The organism is Psychrobacillus antarcticus (assembly GCF_029533155.1).
Classification (GTDB): Bacteria; Bacillota; Bacilli; order Bacillales_A; family Planococcaceae; genus Psychrobacillus; species Psychrobacillus antarcticus.
Genome location: NZ_JAIZDB010000031.1, coordinates 23,025 through 39,574, shown reverse-complemented (window position 1 = coordinate 39,574; position 16,550 = coordinate 23,025). Strand labels below are relative to the sequence as shown.

The 16,550-nt window shown below is 37.5% G+C and carries 12 protein-coding genes and 2 tRNA genes; 2 read left to right on the top strand and 12 right to left on the bottom strand.

Going from position 1 to position 16,550, the window contains the following annotated elements; genetic code table 11:
- Positions 1-14: 14 nt before the first annotated feature.
- Entirely contained in the window at positions 15-1,406 is a 1,392-nt protein-coding gene (gene tilS, locus LDK52_RS15595) for a tRNA lysidine(34) synthetase TilS (protein ID WP_277586863.1), read from the bottom strand.
- A gap of 132 nt (positions 1,407-1,538) precedes the next feature.
- Complete coding sequence (locus tag LDK52_RS15590; protein ID WP_277586862.1) at positions 1,539-3,914, bottom strand: SpoIIE family protein phosphatase; 2,376 nt, start codon at positions 3,912-3,914, stop codon at positions 1,539-1,541.
- A 227-nt stretch (positions 3,915-4,141) separates the two neighbouring features.
- Here LDK52_RS15590 and LDK52_RS15585 point away from each other — a divergent pair.
- Positions 4,142-4,215 (top strand) — tRNA-Met (locus LDK52_RS15585).
- Between the two features lie 8 nt (positions 4,216-4,223).
- A tRNA-Glu gene (locus tag LDK52_RS15580) sits at positions 4,224-4,295 on the top strand.
- A 1,050-nt stretch (positions 4,296-5,345) separates the two neighbouring features.
- On the opposite strand, the gene LDK52_RS15575 is transcribed toward LDK52_RS15580, so the two are convergent.
- From LDK52_RS15575 to mfd, 10 genes are all read right to left on the bottom strand, one after another.
- Positions 5,346-6,542, bottom strand: a complete 1,197-nt coding sequence (locus LDK52_RS15575) for an EAL domain-containing protein (RefSeq protein WP_277586883.1) — start codon at positions 6,540-6,542, stop codon at positions 5,346-5,348.
- Positions 6,543-6,723: 181 nt separating this feature from the next.
- Complete coding sequence (locus LDK52_RS15570; RefSeq protein ID WP_277586861.1) at positions 6,724-7,158, bottom strand: S1 domain-containing RNA-binding protein; 435 nt, start codon at positions 7,156-7,158, stop codon at positions 6,724-6,726.
- 137 nt (positions 7,159-7,295) lie between these two features.
- Complete coding sequence (locus LDK52_RS15565; RefSeq protein WP_277586860.1) at positions 7,296-7,691, bottom strand: FtsB family cell division protein; 396 nt, start codon at positions 7,689-7,691, stop codon at positions 7,296-7,298.
- 36 nt (positions 7,692-7,727) lie between these two features.
- Positions 7,728-8,213: a spore cortex biosynthesis protein YabQ gene (yabQ, locus tag LDK52_RS20145; RefSeq protein WP_407081826.1), complete on the bottom strand. Its 486-nt coding sequence runs from the start codon at positions 8,211-8,213 to the stop codon at positions 7,728-7,730.
- Positions 8,210-8,512, bottom strand: coding sequence for a sporulation protein YabP (gene yabP / locus LDK52_RS15560; protein ID WP_277586859.1), 303 nt, complete (start codon positions 8,510-8,512; stop codon positions 8,210-8,212). Before yabP ends, yabQ begins: the two co-directional genes overlap by 4 nt.
- 366 nt (positions 8,513-8,878) lie before the next feature.
- Positions 8,879-9,169, bottom strand: a complete 291-nt coding sequence (locus tag LDK52_RS15555) for an RNA-binding S4 domain-containing protein (protein WP_277586858.1) — start codon at positions 9,167-9,169, stop codon at positions 8,879-8,881.
- Between the two features lie 5 nt (positions 9,170-9,174).
- Entirely contained in the window at positions 9,175-10,635 is a 1,461-nt protein-coding gene (yabN, locus tag LDK52_RS15550; RefSeq protein ID WP_277586857.1) for a bifunctional methyltransferase/pyrophosphohydrolase YabN, read from the bottom strand.
- A 13-nt stretch (positions 10,636-10,648) separates the two neighbouring features.
- Complete coding sequence (locus tag LDK52_RS15545; RefSeq protein ID WP_277586856.1) at positions 10,649-12,262, bottom strand: putative polysaccharide biosynthesis protein; 1,614 nt, start codon at positions 12,260-12,262, stop codon at positions 10,649-10,651.
- A 79-nt stretch (positions 12,263-12,341) separates the two neighbouring features.
- Positions 12,342-12,878 carry a stage V sporulation protein T gene (spoVT, locus tag LDK52_RS15540; RefSeq protein WP_277586882.1) on the bottom strand — a complete coding sequence of 179 codons (537 nt, stop codon included), beginning with the start codon at positions 12,876-12,878 and terminating at the stop codon, positions 12,342-12,344.
- A gap of 86 nt (positions 12,879-12,964) precedes the next feature.
- On the bottom strand, positions 12,965-16,498 hold the full coding sequence (gene mfd, locus LDK52_RS15535; RefSeq protein WP_277586855.1) for a transcription-repair coupling factor: 3,534 nt from the start codon (positions 16,496-16,498) through the stop codon (positions 12,965-12,967).
- Positions 16,499-16,550 lie beyond the last annotated feature (52 nt).

Sequence of the window (16,550 nt, the reverse complement as noted above, 5' to 3'; positions counted from 1 at the left end):
AATCCTCCTATGGCTTAAAAACTCTTTACATATATTACAAAATTTTGTGTATTTCTTTCTTTTTCAAATTGCTGCGCGTAACGAAGACCTATTACTGCCATTATACCATTTTTGGCTGATACAAGTATTGGCCAAACACTTCGTTCTTCAGTCGAAACTTTTTCATCAATAAACAATCGGGAAACTTTTTTTGGAGTAGACATCCCTTTTAGATGTATTCGATCTCCTTCCATCTTCCGTCTTATAGAAAGAGGTAGTGAATCATTTTCCAGTTGGATAAACCACTTTTCATCGGAAGGGATTTGCTCGTTTAAGTTTCTAGTCAGGTATATAGAAAAACCAGCACCAACTTCCATCCAACAATCCTCATCAATCATTTGACTTTGAATAGGTAGAGATTGAAGGGGAGTAGAGGAAAACTGAACTTGACTGTAATGACGTATGAGGAAAAAATCTTTTGGCAAATGAATTATTATATTACCATCCTGCTCATTACAAGCACCTAAAATAGATTCGATTAAGCGATTATTTAATAGCGTATTAGAGCTATCATACATATACCTCAATAGTATTAGAATCACTCTTCTTTGTAAAGCAACTGGAATTTCGCTAAACTCTTTTGTATCCATAAAAAAGCTCGATTTACTTTTAAATGTCACAACCTGGTCAAACTTTTCTTTTGCAAGCATCTGTAAAAAAGTATCATCTTGTTGTTGTTTTTCTACGAATGTCTGGATACTATCTGCCACATGCACATTTTCTTGGCGTAGAAGAGGCACTACAGTGTGACGCATACGATTTCTTGTATATGTATGTTTATCGTTGCTAGGATCATGTCTAAAGGATTGCTCTTGAAACTGAACAAAAGCCAAAATCTCTTCCTTTGTTACACATAAGAACGGACGAATGATGCTTCCCCCGGAAAAAGGTCTTGTTATCGGTATTCCTGTTAGGGAGGATGACAAAGTCCCTCTAACCAATGTCATAACTATCGTTTCTATCTGATCGTCTGCATGATGTCCGAGTACCAACTTATCAAAATGCTCTTGTTTCATAACAATATCAAAGTAAGCGTAACGTTCTTCACGGCAGATCACCTGAACATTTCCACCCTCTGCTGCCACTCTAGAAGGGACTTCAAGTGTAGTTCCATAAAAAGGAATGTCTAACCTATCGGCCAATTGTTCAACGAAGTGCATATCTTCTACCGACTCTTCTCCGCGAAGCTGATGGTCTGTGTGAACAATCCCTAGCTGCAAGTTATATAATTCTTTGAGTTCGTGAAAGGTAAGTACCGCAGCGACAGAATCTGCTCCCCCAGAACAAGCTAGTAGTAGACGATCTCCACTTTGAATCAACTGATGCTTATCTATATATTTCTTTACTTTTAAAATAAAAGGATGCATTTTCCACCTCTATGATTGATCATTCTAGTAGTAAACTGTCCGCGGAGTCCTAAGACTTCAACGGACAGTTACTTTGTGCATACGTACCACTTTTCTTCTCTGTCCAGACTCCGGGTGCCAGCCGCATTTCTATTAGTGTACCATTTTTTCTTGGTGTTTGGCTGTTTGGCGTGGTGTGAAGAGGGACCATTCTGGTACTACATGCTCTATTTGCATGAAAATAACGGTTCGATCATCTCCCGGTAGTGAGTATGTCTCTTCTAACTTTTTCACAAAACGCTCTGCATTCATTGTTGGGTCCTGTAATATTTTTTGATAATACTGCTCCTGCTTTTCGACAGTTGTATTACTTGAGAATACACCGTCTGATAACATGACCAATACATCACCGTCTTTGAGGTCCATTTTTCTCGCTTCAATGGAGAAGGTAGGCAAGAAACCAAATGGGACATGTTTACTTTCTATTTTTCTCATTTCATTCCCACGTATTAGATATGTCGACATACTTCCTGCCTTCCAAGACCATAACTCGCCTTTTTGCAAATCTATTAAAGCTAGGTCTACTGTTGCATAGCTGTCATTGTCATTTTGAAGGCTCATCATGTAATGCAGTGTATGCATTGTAGTTTCTGGATCCATTTTTTTATTTAAACATTCCCTCATGAACTGCATGACACGTCGGCTTTCTCGGTGCGCCTCTACATCATTCCCCATTCCATCCGATAAGATAACTGCCATCAAACCCGGGTGTAATGGGAACACTGCATGAGCATCACCCGAATAGATTGTATTTCTACTAGATGATGTATACACGTCATGCTTAATGTGAAAGCGAACGGAGGATTTAAAAGTTAGTTGAATATGTTCATAAGGATGATCGATTTCTTTCATCACAGAGATTTCAAATGGCTCATTCCAAAGTTCGTACATAAGCGGAACTATTAAACGTTCTCCTACCATCTTTGCTCTTGCTTCAATAGGTAAACAACAAACAATCTCCATTTGTCCAATCTCTATATTCAATACATCTATTTGAAAGAAAGGTATATTGGCTTGTTGGAATTTTTGTCTAATCACTTCTTCATGAGAAGAGTACATAGTTATATTATTTTCTAAATTACTCATTAATCCGCTCATATGATTACCCATATCTTTCAGTTTGAGTGCAAACATCTTTTTCCCATGCTGCAATTCATACGTAAGCTGCTGTTTAGCTTCTTTTCCCTTCAGCTCATGCATCACTTGAACTGGTTTTACGCATTTATACTGAATTCTATTTTCTGTTTGCATTCTGGATTTTCTAGGCTGTTCCTCCCACTCTTTTATCAATACAGGCATCCCATTGGATTTCTCTCCCCAACACTTTTCATATTGAAAACATGAACGACAAATAGGTAGCGGCTCTGTTTTTTCGTCTTTTCTCAATGCTTTCGAATCAAATCTCTCGGATATAAACCGTGTGATAAAATCGACAAAATGCTGAAACTCTTGGAGCTGATGATTTACTTTTTCCGTCATCCACTTTTGTCTTCTTAACAGAACGCTTGTTGTATCAGGGTATAACTGATCCTTCAATTGCTTAATCCACGCAGAGGGAACCATAAAAAATAATAAGGAAGCAACAACTAGTGACCCAATATAAACAGAGTCTAATGGTAAGCTGCGATCATATAAAATAAAGAAAAAAGTCGCCCCTAGCATACTAAAGGCTTGCCACAGCCTCCCAAAAGGCTTATGAAGTCCGGCCAAGAAGCCAGTTACTGCGTATACTGCAATCATTCCGCTAAAGCTAAGTTTAGAAATACTTAATATTGTTCCAGATAGTACGGCGACCACCGTGGCAAGTTGGACACCACCAATAGCTGCTGATACGGCGATTACGAGATGAGCGGCCATAAGCGGAATCGAAACATACCCAAATATATACGAAGACATTCCCGTTAACACGAGCGCTCCTATAAGCAACGCAGCCCCCATTCTTTCTCCCGTCCACCTTTTATGCAATAAGTCCGGAAATGGGAGGAATAACTGAAACAAAAATATAGTCATAAACAAACTTAATACGCCTTCATATCCAACGGCTAGCCATATAGTAAGTGGAATCTCCCCGCCATACGAAACAAACTGCCATACAATCTGTATAAATACAACGTCTATCAGTACAAATATAGGTAAAGGAATTTTATTAATAAATCTATTCTGATAAAATGGAAATAATAATGCCTGTAATGCATGAATAATGACTTGTCCAAACCCTAGCGTAAAGCTACCTAAAATAGCACCTACTATTGTCCAAGGTACATAGCGTTGAAACCTTAGATTTACTAGTGCCCAAAGAGGAAGAAAAAACGGAACTGAGGCCTCGAACAATACAACCTGTGCTAGAAAAAATGAAAGTAGTAGAAAAATGAATGAAAAGAAAAGAGTAATTCTTCTGGCTTTCAAACCCTCCGTGATCTTTCTCAACGATAAACTGCGTTTTTGTTCCTGTTCATAAATCGTCTTCAAAGCGAATACCTCCTATTCAACTATTGATGGAAGTATACCTAGTATCACTACAAAAAGTATGTCTGTTTCTGACATGTACTTAAAATAACTTTTCGACTTCATCAGCTAATAAACTAAATAGCGCGAATTTTGCCAACAAACTTTCTATTAATCTTTTTAAAATTCCCTTAAAGAAGCATTGACACTTTGGCAAAACGCTTGTAATATATAATTTGTTCGTTAAAAACGGCGGCCTAGCTCAGCTGGCTAGAGCGTACGGTTCATACCCGTGAGGTCGGGGGTTCGATCCCCTCGGCCGCCATATTTTACGGCCCCTTGGTCAAGCGGTTAAGACACCGCCCTTTCACGGCGGTAACACGGGTTCGAATCCCGTAGGGGTCATCACAGAAAAAGCAGTTCCTAATAATCCTAGGAACTGCTTTTTTATGTCTTGAATTGTCAAATTAAGCGAAATACTTAAAGAGCATTACTGAGCGAAAATAGTCTCCAATGAGGAAAACCAGGCAAAATACGCCCAGTCCTTTAGGGTCTAAACCTATTTCTACTGTTTTCGAAGGGCTTTGGACAGACTTATTGCTATATTAATACCGTTTGATTTTTTAAAGATGCCGGTCGTGACTGAAGTCACGACCAGCATCTTTTTTCTCGGTAATCTTATGGCTATTAACCTTTACGATGCCCTTCTACAACTTTTAGAAATGGGTTAGTTCATTTTTGGGGTAACTAGAGAAAAGCAAAATTCCTATATAGAGAAGTAGCTCCCGAAGATGCAATTTCGTTCGCTATTTCGCTTCTTTATTTAGTGAACACTAACTATTTCTCTTTATTTCCTCTGGTATAAAAGGATATCTACTTTCTACATCCTTCTTTCCAGAATAGTATCCCTAATGCTTCAGACGGTTTTTCACTATATTAAATCTGGCTGCTATTATAATCTAAGCGAGAGTCTATGCAATATCCCCTAGTTTAGTACTACTCATTTAATTGATTGGAGTGAAAGTGGCGACTCCTGTGGGAACATCACGAGCTGAAAGCCCCGCAGGAACATTTGAAAGGGACAAAGGCTAAGAACACCACCTCGCGATCGCAACGCCTTCGTGACCAACATCCTGTTGGCCCGAGGAGATTGAAGCCGTGCCCACGTAAAGGGTCCGCTGAAACGGAAATCAGTAGTATTAATCATTCTTAAAAGCCATGTAAAACTGGTGTGCATGCTGTATTTTTATATACTTTCTTATCTTTTGAGGAAAACTTTGACCCAATCTATTTCATTCTTTTGGTGAAGCTTTTGGATAATATGTGGACGTTATTTTTTTGAAAAAAGAGAGTTTCTTTAGATGTTTGTTCATGAGCAAAGGCTGCGGCTTTTGCTCATATGCTTTAAATAGTTCCTTTTTCATCACTAATTAACCCTCCATTTACTTATATATTTCACCTAAAAATATTATGTCTAAACAAATATTCATAAGATATATCAATAAACAAATATTCGTTATCATTTAGCGGAATGGAGAATGTGCGCATCATTTCTCCCGTAACAATGTCGCTATACATATCGGAAAACTCTCCACTTTGGTCATTACGCATTTTGATAATTGTTTTTAAAAAATACGGACGCCAACTCCAGTTTTTATTGACCGCATCTTCTTGCACATCCCATTTTTTGTCGACACGCATAATATTAGGAGATAATTGGAATCCATCTTCATCACAAATATATATACGAAATGAACAATCCTCTAACTCTTCTGCAAGTAGTAATAATTGCTCGACACTATCACTAGTTGGATTTATATGCCTAATCGCCTTTTCTAACATAATCTGCAGGTTTTTCAATTGAATGTATTTCTCTTCCAGTAACCGCTTTTCTGTCGTAATAAATTGCTGGCACTTTTCCTTGAAATGATCTTTTAATGAATCTCTTGAAATTGTACCTGTTTGAGCATCTGCTAAATACTTCCCTTGATAATATCTTCCACCATTCTTCCAAGCAAATTGAAGTTGGTGAACACTATCAATTCCCTCAAATAACAAGTTGGCCCCTATTCTACGTGCCAACGAGCCTAGGGATGTAAATAAATCATTTTGTGCACTCCACGACTCATAGTTGAGTTTTTCTATATTTACTTTTAATATATTTGGCGACAACATTTTTATATAATCTAAATGGCTTTCTGAACCCACTTGATTTATGGCTATTTTCAACCCGTATGTTCGGTAATATCTGAGTATATTACTAAGTTGGCTAAAATCGCCTTTAAAATCATGTTCCGACAGGACTAGTACAATTCGTGAAAGCGAATCTTCTGGAACATATTCATTAATAATATCGAAGTAACTCTCCCCATAATCTAGTATGAGTAAATTTGCGTTACATGGTAAGTATATATCATAGTTTTTTGCCTTTTCCGTTAATTCTGAGAGGGCTAAGCCAAGAATCTTATGCTCAAATTCTAATCGATACTCTACTGGAATATCCTCATCATATGCAAAAGAGTTTAAGTTGATGAGCTTTTCTCCATTTCCAAGCTTCCCTATAACTTCATAAGCAACCACTATATGTTCATCCGCACTAAAAATCGGTTGATAATATGCTTTTACATGTTCTATATTCGTTAGCACATCCATTGCATCCACCTAAAAACCTCCTCGAAAGTTCGAAACATACCTATGAATTATTATGAAAATTAGTTTTCCTTATTTAAGGATATGCTTTTTCTCATATTTTAGGTACAAAAAAAAGGTGTTAGCAAAGACTAACACCTTTTTATCTATATGACATTTTTTCTATCGTAAAACAGACAGCAAATTATCCTCTTTTAGCGCCTCTGCCACCACGCTTAGATTCAGTTGCACGCTTTAACGTAGACAAACGATCTTCGCTATCCTTCAAGAATCTAGTCATTTTTTGCTCAAAATTCTCTTTCATAGGACGATCGCGATCATTTGGGCGATTATTGCCGCCACGTGGACGCTGAGGACGTTCTGGTCTCTCTGGTCTTTCCGCTTGAGGCTTCGCTTTACGAATTGATAATCCGATTTTGCCATCCGCTTCAACATTCATCACTTTAACTTCGACAATGTCTCCAACTTTTAAATGCTCATTAATATCTTTCACATAATTGTCCGCAACTTCGCTTATGTGAACAAGACCTGTTGAGCCTCCTGGTAGTTCGACGAATGCTCCAAAATTTGTGATTCCTGTTACTTTACCTTGTACCTTGCTGCCTACTTCAATTGACATAAAAAAAATGCTCCTCCTTAAAATTATAGCGACTCTTTTAGAATTTGTATGATTTTTCATTCAAATCCTTATCCTTATTATAGCTAACAAAAAAAGAGTGTCAATAAGACTACTCTTTTGCTTTTAGTTTTTTTTAATTATTTTTCCTCTTTTCCGGGTAAAGTAAATATAATTTCACCCTCTTCGGAAAGGAAATATTGTTTTCTTAGTAGTTTGCCAATGTACTCATCGTCGTTCAGCTTTGAAATTTGCACTTTAAGCATTTCTTGCTCTTCCTTCACTTGTTCCAACTCTTGAGCCACTTGTTCTTTTTGTAATTGTTTTTCTTCATATGCACTTTTACTGTTCAGTAATGTAGATACTAAAAACCCGACTAGAGCAACAGACATAATTGTAAAGAAAACTAATCGTCTTGCTAAACGAACTTTTTTGGCTTTGTTTCGACTTTCTTGGCGTTCGATAGAGCGAACATAGTCAGTATTAATCGATGCAATTTGTTTCCGTGCAGGTATGTTTCTTTGCTTCTCTCCCATTTCGCCTCTCCTATCAAACTATTTCGTTTTTTTAGTTTACTTTTTATTATAACGCAAGCTCGGCTTTTTCTGAAGTGCCAAATGCCATGTTTTTTGAAAGAATAAACGAAATGGTTTCAAGATGAATGAGATAAGCATCCAGATTAGGTGAATAATTTTATTAACTACTATCCAAATGAAGTAAATTATCCACCAAATTGGTTGGATGATCAAACGCAAAAAAATTCTACCCATTAGACGAAACACTGGTTGAAATAACTGATCGTATAAAAGAATACCTACTATTTGCGCAAGCGGATCATAAATTCTCCATATGCCATCGCGTATTTCAAAAAGAATATAAAAAGAACCAAGTCCAAGGGTGATCCATACAAATATTTCGAGAACCACACGATATTTATAAACGTAGGAACGCCTAGGGAAACTTCCCGTTACAAAGCGCGTTCCTTCGATTATTGCCCCTACCAATACTCCACTAAAGACCATTAGTAACAGACTAAAGAATTGTAATGAGAGTGTCATCCGAATAATTTATGAAGTAATCCTCTAGCGCCTTCTAAACTTTGCTCATCATCATATTGCATCGCTCGAACGATTCCTTCCAATGTTAGTAATCCTTTATCAACATCTAGATGGACAATTTTTAAGTCATCTCCTTTGATGTGAAGTACACCCTGAGAAGTTCTCACATAAAATTCTTGTTGATCGAATTTTTCAATAGACTTTACAGATGTCAGGTCCATACGCTTACGATTTCTAAGTGAAATCAAGTGGTCCCCCGATGGAATGGTAATAGTTTGGCTTTCTGCTTGATATTGCATATATACTCTCTCCTCTCTTGTCCTACTTTATTGTATGCTCATAAAAAAAAAGCATGACTACAACCATGCTTTTTTTCTCAACTGACAAGAAACTATTTAATTTCTATTTGGTACTTCCTAGATTCCAGTGTTCCTGAATATTAAGGGCACCATAGGAACGATTCTGAATCAGAAAAAACTTCCTAAAGATATGCCTAGTCATTTTAAAACCTGTTTCTGTCGTTTTCGGAGGGCTTTGGACAGACGTTTTGCTATATTATTACCGAGTAAATTTTTAGGGGTACTGTTTGGTTGTGACTTCCGTCACAACCAAACAGTACCCCTTTTTTCGATAATTTTATGCGTCTTTATGCCCATTTATTCTTATTAATCTTCGTCATCAATAAATTCTGGATCTACTTTTTCTAATCTCTCTTCTTTTAGAATCGTGAACATCAATGCAGCCTCTTCTTTTTTCGCAGAGTCTCTTACTGCATCAACTTTTGCTGTTACTACTTTTTGTCCGAATCTGATCGACAGTTCGTCTCCACCTTTTACATCTGAGCTCGCTTTTGCTACTTTGCCATTTATCGTTATTCTACCTTGGTCTGCTACTTCTTTTGCTAATGTTCTACGTTTTATAAGTCTCGAAACCTTTAAATACTTATCTAATCTCATTTAGGTCACTGCCCCTCTAATTTTTTTGCTTCTTTCCAATATTCGTCTAGCTCTTCTAAAGTGTATTGTGAAAAATGACCTTTTCCGCTTTTTACACTCTGTTCTATAAATTGGAATCTGCTTTTGAATTTCTTATTAGCCTGAATCATTGCCTGCTCCGGAGATAAATTATAAAAACGCGCTAAGTTTACAACAGTAAATAACAAATCACCCAATTCATCAACTTGAGATTCCTTCGTACCATCCGCTAGTTCTTTCTTCCATTCGCCCAGCTCTTCCTCAAACTTATCCCAAGCCCCTGAAACGTCTGGCCAATCAAACCCAACCTTCGCTACTTTCTTTTGATAATTAAACGATGTAAGTAGAGATGAATCTGCTCGCATTTCCCCTTCTAATAAGGAATCCCCAGAACCTCTATTTTCTTGGGCCTTTATTTGTTGCCAATTACGTAGAACATCCTCCGTGCTATCTGCTTTTACGCTACCAAATACGTGGGGGTGTCTACGGATCATTTTGTCCGAAATAGAGTTTAATACATCTTCCATACTAAAGTATCCGTTATCTTCTCCTATTTGAGCATGTAAAAACACTTGTAACAGGACATCCCCTAGCTCTTCTACAATATGATCATCATTTTCCTCGTCAATTGCTTGCAGAAGCTCATATACCTCTTCCACGGCGTATTTCTTTAAGGTTGTATGTGTTTGTTCCTTATCCCACGGACACCCGTTAGGACCACGTAATTCAGCTATAATTTGACGAAGCGTTTGCCACTCTTTTAAGCGGTTTTCTTTTTCATGAATCGGTGGAACATATAATGTAGTTAAATTGTCTAACTTCATCACTCGATCCAATTCGAATAATGGAACCTTCGTTAAACTTTCTGTAGCAGACCCTGCAGCAGTGACAATTGTTACCTCATAATCATCTGGATATTTGTCCATAAGAGTTAACTTTACTTCGGATGCACTAAATGCATCATATACTTGACCAATTAGCACATGCGCATTCATTTGAACCTCATCTCGCTTGAAGCTAGTACCATCTAGTAATTGAAATCCTTCTATTGGATCAATTCGTAAAGCTGAAAAAATGGGATCTAGAAAACTTTGTCCACCTTCTATATGGATTTTAACCTTCCCTTGTTTTTCTGCTTCGATTAATAGCTGCACTGTTTGTTCGGCAACTAATGGATGCCCAGGTACTGCATACATAATCGGATGCTCCTCTGCGAAGGCTAAAAGCTGTTTTACAATCTCTTCATAGACACCTTCGAATTGATCGTTATTTTCATACACTGCATCGAAACTTGTGAAGGAAAGGCCCTCTGCTTTTAATTCCTCTAAAACTGGGTGCTGCTCCGTTCGAACATATAAATAACCGGCTGATTTTAATTTTTTATATATACCTAATGGTAGCTGATCTAAATCACTTGCGCCAAGACCAATTATCGTAATTTCATTCATTTTACTCACAACCTTACTTTTCTTTATTTAACCATAACTGAAAAGTGGCCATCCTTCTACCAAATGGCAACAAAAACCACTCTTTCTCTGCGATTACTCGTCTTTTTGCAATACTTACTAAAAAAATCGCGGCACCGAGCGTAACCGCAGTTAGCGAAATGACAATCGATTGAATTCTACTAGAAAGATGATCAAATAATACAGCATCTCCCAATATTACATAAGCAACCACACAAACTACCATCAAAATGGAAGCTTTTATAATTCCTTTATAAAAAACAGCAGGAGCAAATTGGATATTCCAAGTCTTTTTAAAATAATAACACATCAACATATAGATAATCGCTAAACTAATATTTCCTGAGACAGCTGCTCCTAATACTCCGTAAGCGGGAACGAGTAAACTATTTAACAGCCACTTACACAAGACCCCAAGCAACAAGAAAAAAGTAGGCACCTTCACCATTCCACTACCTTGTAGCATAGCCATTAAGGTAAGGATTAAAGACATCCAGACAATTTGAAAAGAAAAAACCATTAAAGTCGTGGATTCCTCTTTTGTTTGAAATAGCATTTCATTGACATACGGGAGTACAACGATTAGTCCCATCGCTGCGGCAACCCCAAATGTAAAAGAAACTCGGTATGTTAGCTGCATGAAAGGGACTGCAGTCCTTCCTGAACCTTTATTCATCCGATGAGCTACTAGCGGAACAATAGCCAAGGAAAGTGTGGACGCTATTACTATTCCTAATTGGACAAGTGGTTGTCCCCGATCATAGACTCCTTTTTTCTCCATTGCTTGCTGCCTATCCATACCACTATCTAAAAGGGCTTGGAAAACTGTAAACGAATCGACCAGCTGAAACAATAGGAATAATAGAGCACTGATACTAGCACTGATACTAATGATTGTTAAGTTCTTTACGATTGGCCAAATGGGTACATCATCTTGGGTAATCTTCACTTTCCTAGTTTGTTTCATCGATTTCCAATAAATATAGGACAGTAGTATGACTCCAGCTAATTCTCCTGCCACCGCACCGTACATAGCCATACTTCCTGCTTTATATAGATCAAAACTATTAGAAATGATAATCCATGTACCAAATAAAATAACAAATACTCGGACCGCCTGCTCTACCACCTGCGCATAAGCGACTGGCTGCATGCGACCGTCTGATTGAAAGTCGCCCTTTAATACAGCAAGCATTGGCATTAGTAAAATGACAAAAGAACCAGCTTTTAATAACTGCGCTAGATTTGCATCACCCATTGCTTCTGCTAAAAATTCAGCACCCATAAACAATAAAATGAAAAATAATATAGAAATAAGTGCAATAAAATAAAAAGCAATCTGCTTTACTCTTGGAATGGCGTAGTTTTTTCCAAGTGCTTTATAGTCCGATAAAATTTTAGACAATGCCACCGCAAAACCAAACGAGGTCCAAGTAGTGATAATCCCAATGAACGGATACACTTGCTGATAAATATAAAATCCTTCATCTCCCACCAGGTTTTGAAAAGGCACCCGGTAAACAACACTAAGTAGCTTGACAATAATAGCTGCAACCGTCAGCATTGCTGCACCCTTCATATACGTTTTCATATTCCATTCATTACCCATAACCAATCCTACTCCCATCATACGTTAGGAATATTGTAACAAAAAAAGTCTTCCTCTTTTGTAAAAGAGGAAGACTTTTTTAACTTTCCATTTGTTTTGCCAAAAAATTTGCAGCAGTTTCAATTGCTTTTAGCTCAGCTTCTCCAATAAAGTGTACCTTCGAAATAATAAATACCGCTCCTATTGGATCTCCTGAAGCAATAATAGGTGCAATACAATAGGATTTAACTGTTTCAGTTACGCCTGGAATCCATTCAACTGAGTTTTCATGTTTCTCCATTACGATGGAACGCTGACCTATAATGTCTTCCACACCCGGGCTGAGTCTGCGATTAAGATAATCCTTCTTTGAAAATCCTGCAGCTGCAATCATTTCATCGCGGTCACTTATTAACACCGGAGTACCTAAGGTTTCATATAAGGTTTCCGCATATTCTTTCGCAAAATCTCCAAGCTCACTAATAGGGGAGTATTTTTTTAAGATTACTTCTCCTTCTCTATCCGTAAAAATTTCCAATGGATCTCCTTCTCGGATTCGAAGGGTTCGACGTATTTCTTTCGGAATTACTACTCTACCTAAATCATCAATACGACGTACGATGCCTGTTGCTTTCATGTAATATGCCTCACTTTCGACAGATTGGAAATTAAAGTACATTTCTGCCATAGTATGCATCATATTACCAAAAAATATGCAAGCTGCTATTTGTCGTCTGCTATTTCTTTTTTAGATTCGGGCAACAACCTCATCATCTCTTCTAGTACATCGAATGGATTAAATTTGCCTGTTTTACGCTCATCAATTGTCAGTACAAGCTTGTCATTGTCCATATTAAAACCAACGGAACGTCCGTATTTCATCGATTCTTCTACGAGTTTTGCGCCATTGATGGCCTTTGTTCCTTCTGCATTTAAAGAAATCGATATAATTTTATTTACTTCCTTAATAGACTCTACACCTACTGCTATACCCCAAATCTTCATACGTGCAATACGAAGTAATTTTTCTGCTTCGAGAGGTATATCTCCAAACCGATCTTGTAATTCATCTATGAGGTCGAAGTACTCCTCCTCTTTATCCATTGCCTTGACACGTTTGTACATTTGAATCTTTTGATAACCATCGGGAATATATTCGTCCGAAATATAAGCATCTGTTGATAGTGCAATTTCTATGTCTGGTAAATCCTCTTTTTTAATACCAGTACGTTTTTCGGCAATTGCCTCTTCTAACATTTGCGTATAAAGATCAAACCCAACTGAATCTATAAATCCATGCTGTTGAGAGCCCAGTAAGTTTCCCGCACCTCGAATAGACAAATCCCGCATCGCAATCTTAAATCCAGAACCAAGCTCTGTAAATTCTTTTATGGCCTGCAATCTCTTTTCTGCCACATCCGTCAACACTTTGTCTCTTTGATGCATTAAATAGGCATAGGCCACGCGATTGGATCGTCCTACACGACCTCTCAATTGATACAATTGTGAGAGTCCCATTTTATCTGCATCTTGAATAATAAGTGTATTCACATTTGGAATATCAATACCCGTTTCAATAATAGTCGTAGTAACTAAAACATCGTATTCTCCCTCGATAAAACTGATAATAACTGACTCTAGCTCTGTTTCACTCATTTGGCCATGGGCGAATCCCACTCTAGCAGTCGGAACTAACATTTGTATCTCATCCACTTTTCTCGTAATATCTTCCACTCGATTGTATAGATAAAATGCCTGTCCCCCGCGTGCTATTTCTCTTTCAATTGCTTCACGGACTAATGCACCATTTTGTTCCAGTACATAAGTTTGAACTGGAAAACGGTTTTTAGGAGGAGTTTCAATGATAGATAAATCTCGCACTCCAATCATCGACATATGCAATGTACGAGGAATAGGTGTAGCAGTTAAAGTCATGACATCTACATTTGTTTTCATTTGTTTAATCCGTTCCTTATGCTTTACCCCAAATCGTTGTTCCTCATCTACAACGAGAAGACCTAAGTCCTGGTAATCGACATCTTTGGAAAGGATTCGATGTGTTCCTACTACTACGTCGACTAATCCCTTTTTTAACCCATTAAGCGTTTCAGTTTGCTGTTTTTTATTTCGGAAACGGCTTAGTAGTCCTACTTCAATTGGAAAATCTTGAAAGCGTTCTAGCATTGTTTCATAATGTTGCTGCGCCAATATAGTCGTCGGACAGAGAAAGGCCACTTGCTTCCCTTCCATGACAGCTTTAAATGCTGCTCGTATTGCTACTTCTGTTTTACCATAACCTACATCACCGCAGACAAGACGGTCCATTGGGCGGGCTTTTTCCATATCTTTTTTCACTTCTTGAATAGTACGAAGCTGATCATCGGTCTCCTCATAAGGAAACGCTGCTTCAAAGGATTGCTGCATATCACTATCTGGTTCAAACGCATGACCTACTTCTTCTTCTCGTTTGGCATATAGCTTTATTAACTCATCAGCAATATCTTGAACTGCTGCTGAAACCTTTGTTTTAGTCTTCTTCCAATCTGCTCCGCCTAATTTGTGAAGCTTTGGATCTTTTTCACCAGATGCAACATATTTTTGAATGAGATCTATCTGATCCACAGGGACAAATAGCTTATCCTCTCCACGATAACGAATATGAAGATAATCTTTATGAATTCCATTCACAAACAATGTTTCAATTCCAATATATTTCCCAATACCATGGTGTATATGTACAACATTATCTCCAGCTTTTATCTCGGAGTAACTTTTTATACGCTCAGCATTTGTGACCTTTTGAGCTCTCGCTTTTTTCTTATGCTTTTGTTTAAACAGCTCGGAGTCTGTAATAACGGCTATACGTTGTAATGGAAGTTCAAAACCTGCTTCTAAATCTCCCTCCACGATGAAAATACCAGGTGATTTCATCTCTTCTGCAGAAGTACCAATTTGTGAAATAATCTCATAGTCCTCTAACACTGCATGAATTTTTTGAATACGTTCTTCGCCATCTGCAAGTATAAATAAGCGGAACTTCCCTTGAGAAAAGCGCTCTATTTCATTTTTCAATAAATGCATTTGGCCATGGAAGTTTTGCATTGGTTTACAAGAAAAGCTAATATTCTTTTTGATCGTAATTCCAGAAAAAGTACGAGAAAACAAAGAAAAGTACAGCTTTTCGTTGGAAAACTTCTGAATAATTTCTTTTAGATGAAAAGAAGGTTTTACACGGTGTACCGTTTTTCCTTCTTCTAATAAAGCAAGAGTCCAATCATTTTCTTCTCTTTCTAATGTTTCTGTCACTTCTTGAATTCTTCCAAGTTCGTCAAATAAAATCGTTCCATTTTCGTTAAAGTAATTCCCTAAAAAACTATTACTCTCTTCCAGTAAAGATACATACTTCATATATTCTTTTGGTTGCTCACCTTGCTTTAACAACTCAATATCTTGTTGGATATTTTGATAGAAAAGATCTCTTATTTCTGGGATTTTAACTTTTTCTAAACTTTCTGCTAATGCCTCTTCTAATTTATGAGCTAGCAGATGCTTCTTTTCTTCAGTTAGCACGTATTCGGTAGCCGGTAAAATCCGTATATCTTTCCGTTTTTCTAAAGACCGCTGATCTTCTGCAGAAAATGTACGAATAGAGTCCACTTCTGTATCAAACAGTTCTATTCGAATAGGATTTTCTAAATATAGTGGATAAATATCGATAATACCGCCCCGTAAAGCAAATTCTCCAGGAGCGGTTACCATTGGTTGGCGTACATATCCCATATTCACTAGTCTTTGTAAAAAAGCGTCTAAATTAACTTCTTCCCCTTCCGCAATAGACATGCTACTAGCTTGCCAGTCTTTCTTGGTCGGCATATGTTTTTTAAGACCTGCGATAGGAACAATATATACGCCATTATCATATGTTAACATGTGGTCCAGTGCTTCTAGTCTTTGCGCACGGAGTTCAGGACTAGTAATGGATATATCAGCTGCAATTAACTCTTCAGCAGGATATAAACGTACAAGTTCCTCTCCAATTAGTTTGATCAAATCCTCTGTTAGTTTTTGCGCATGCAACAGGTTAGGCGTGACGATCATTATAGCTCCCTGTCGTGTGTTATGTAGCATCTTAGTGAATACAGCTCTAGCACTTGAAGTAAGACCTGTTATTAACTGTTGGTCTCTACCACTCTCTAATTCTTTTACTAGCTTTTGTATTTGGATATCTTCGATCAACAAATTACTTAAAGGTTCCATCTGTGTACCCCCAATCTAAATAGAAAAAGGCTTTGTGCACGAAATCGTGCCA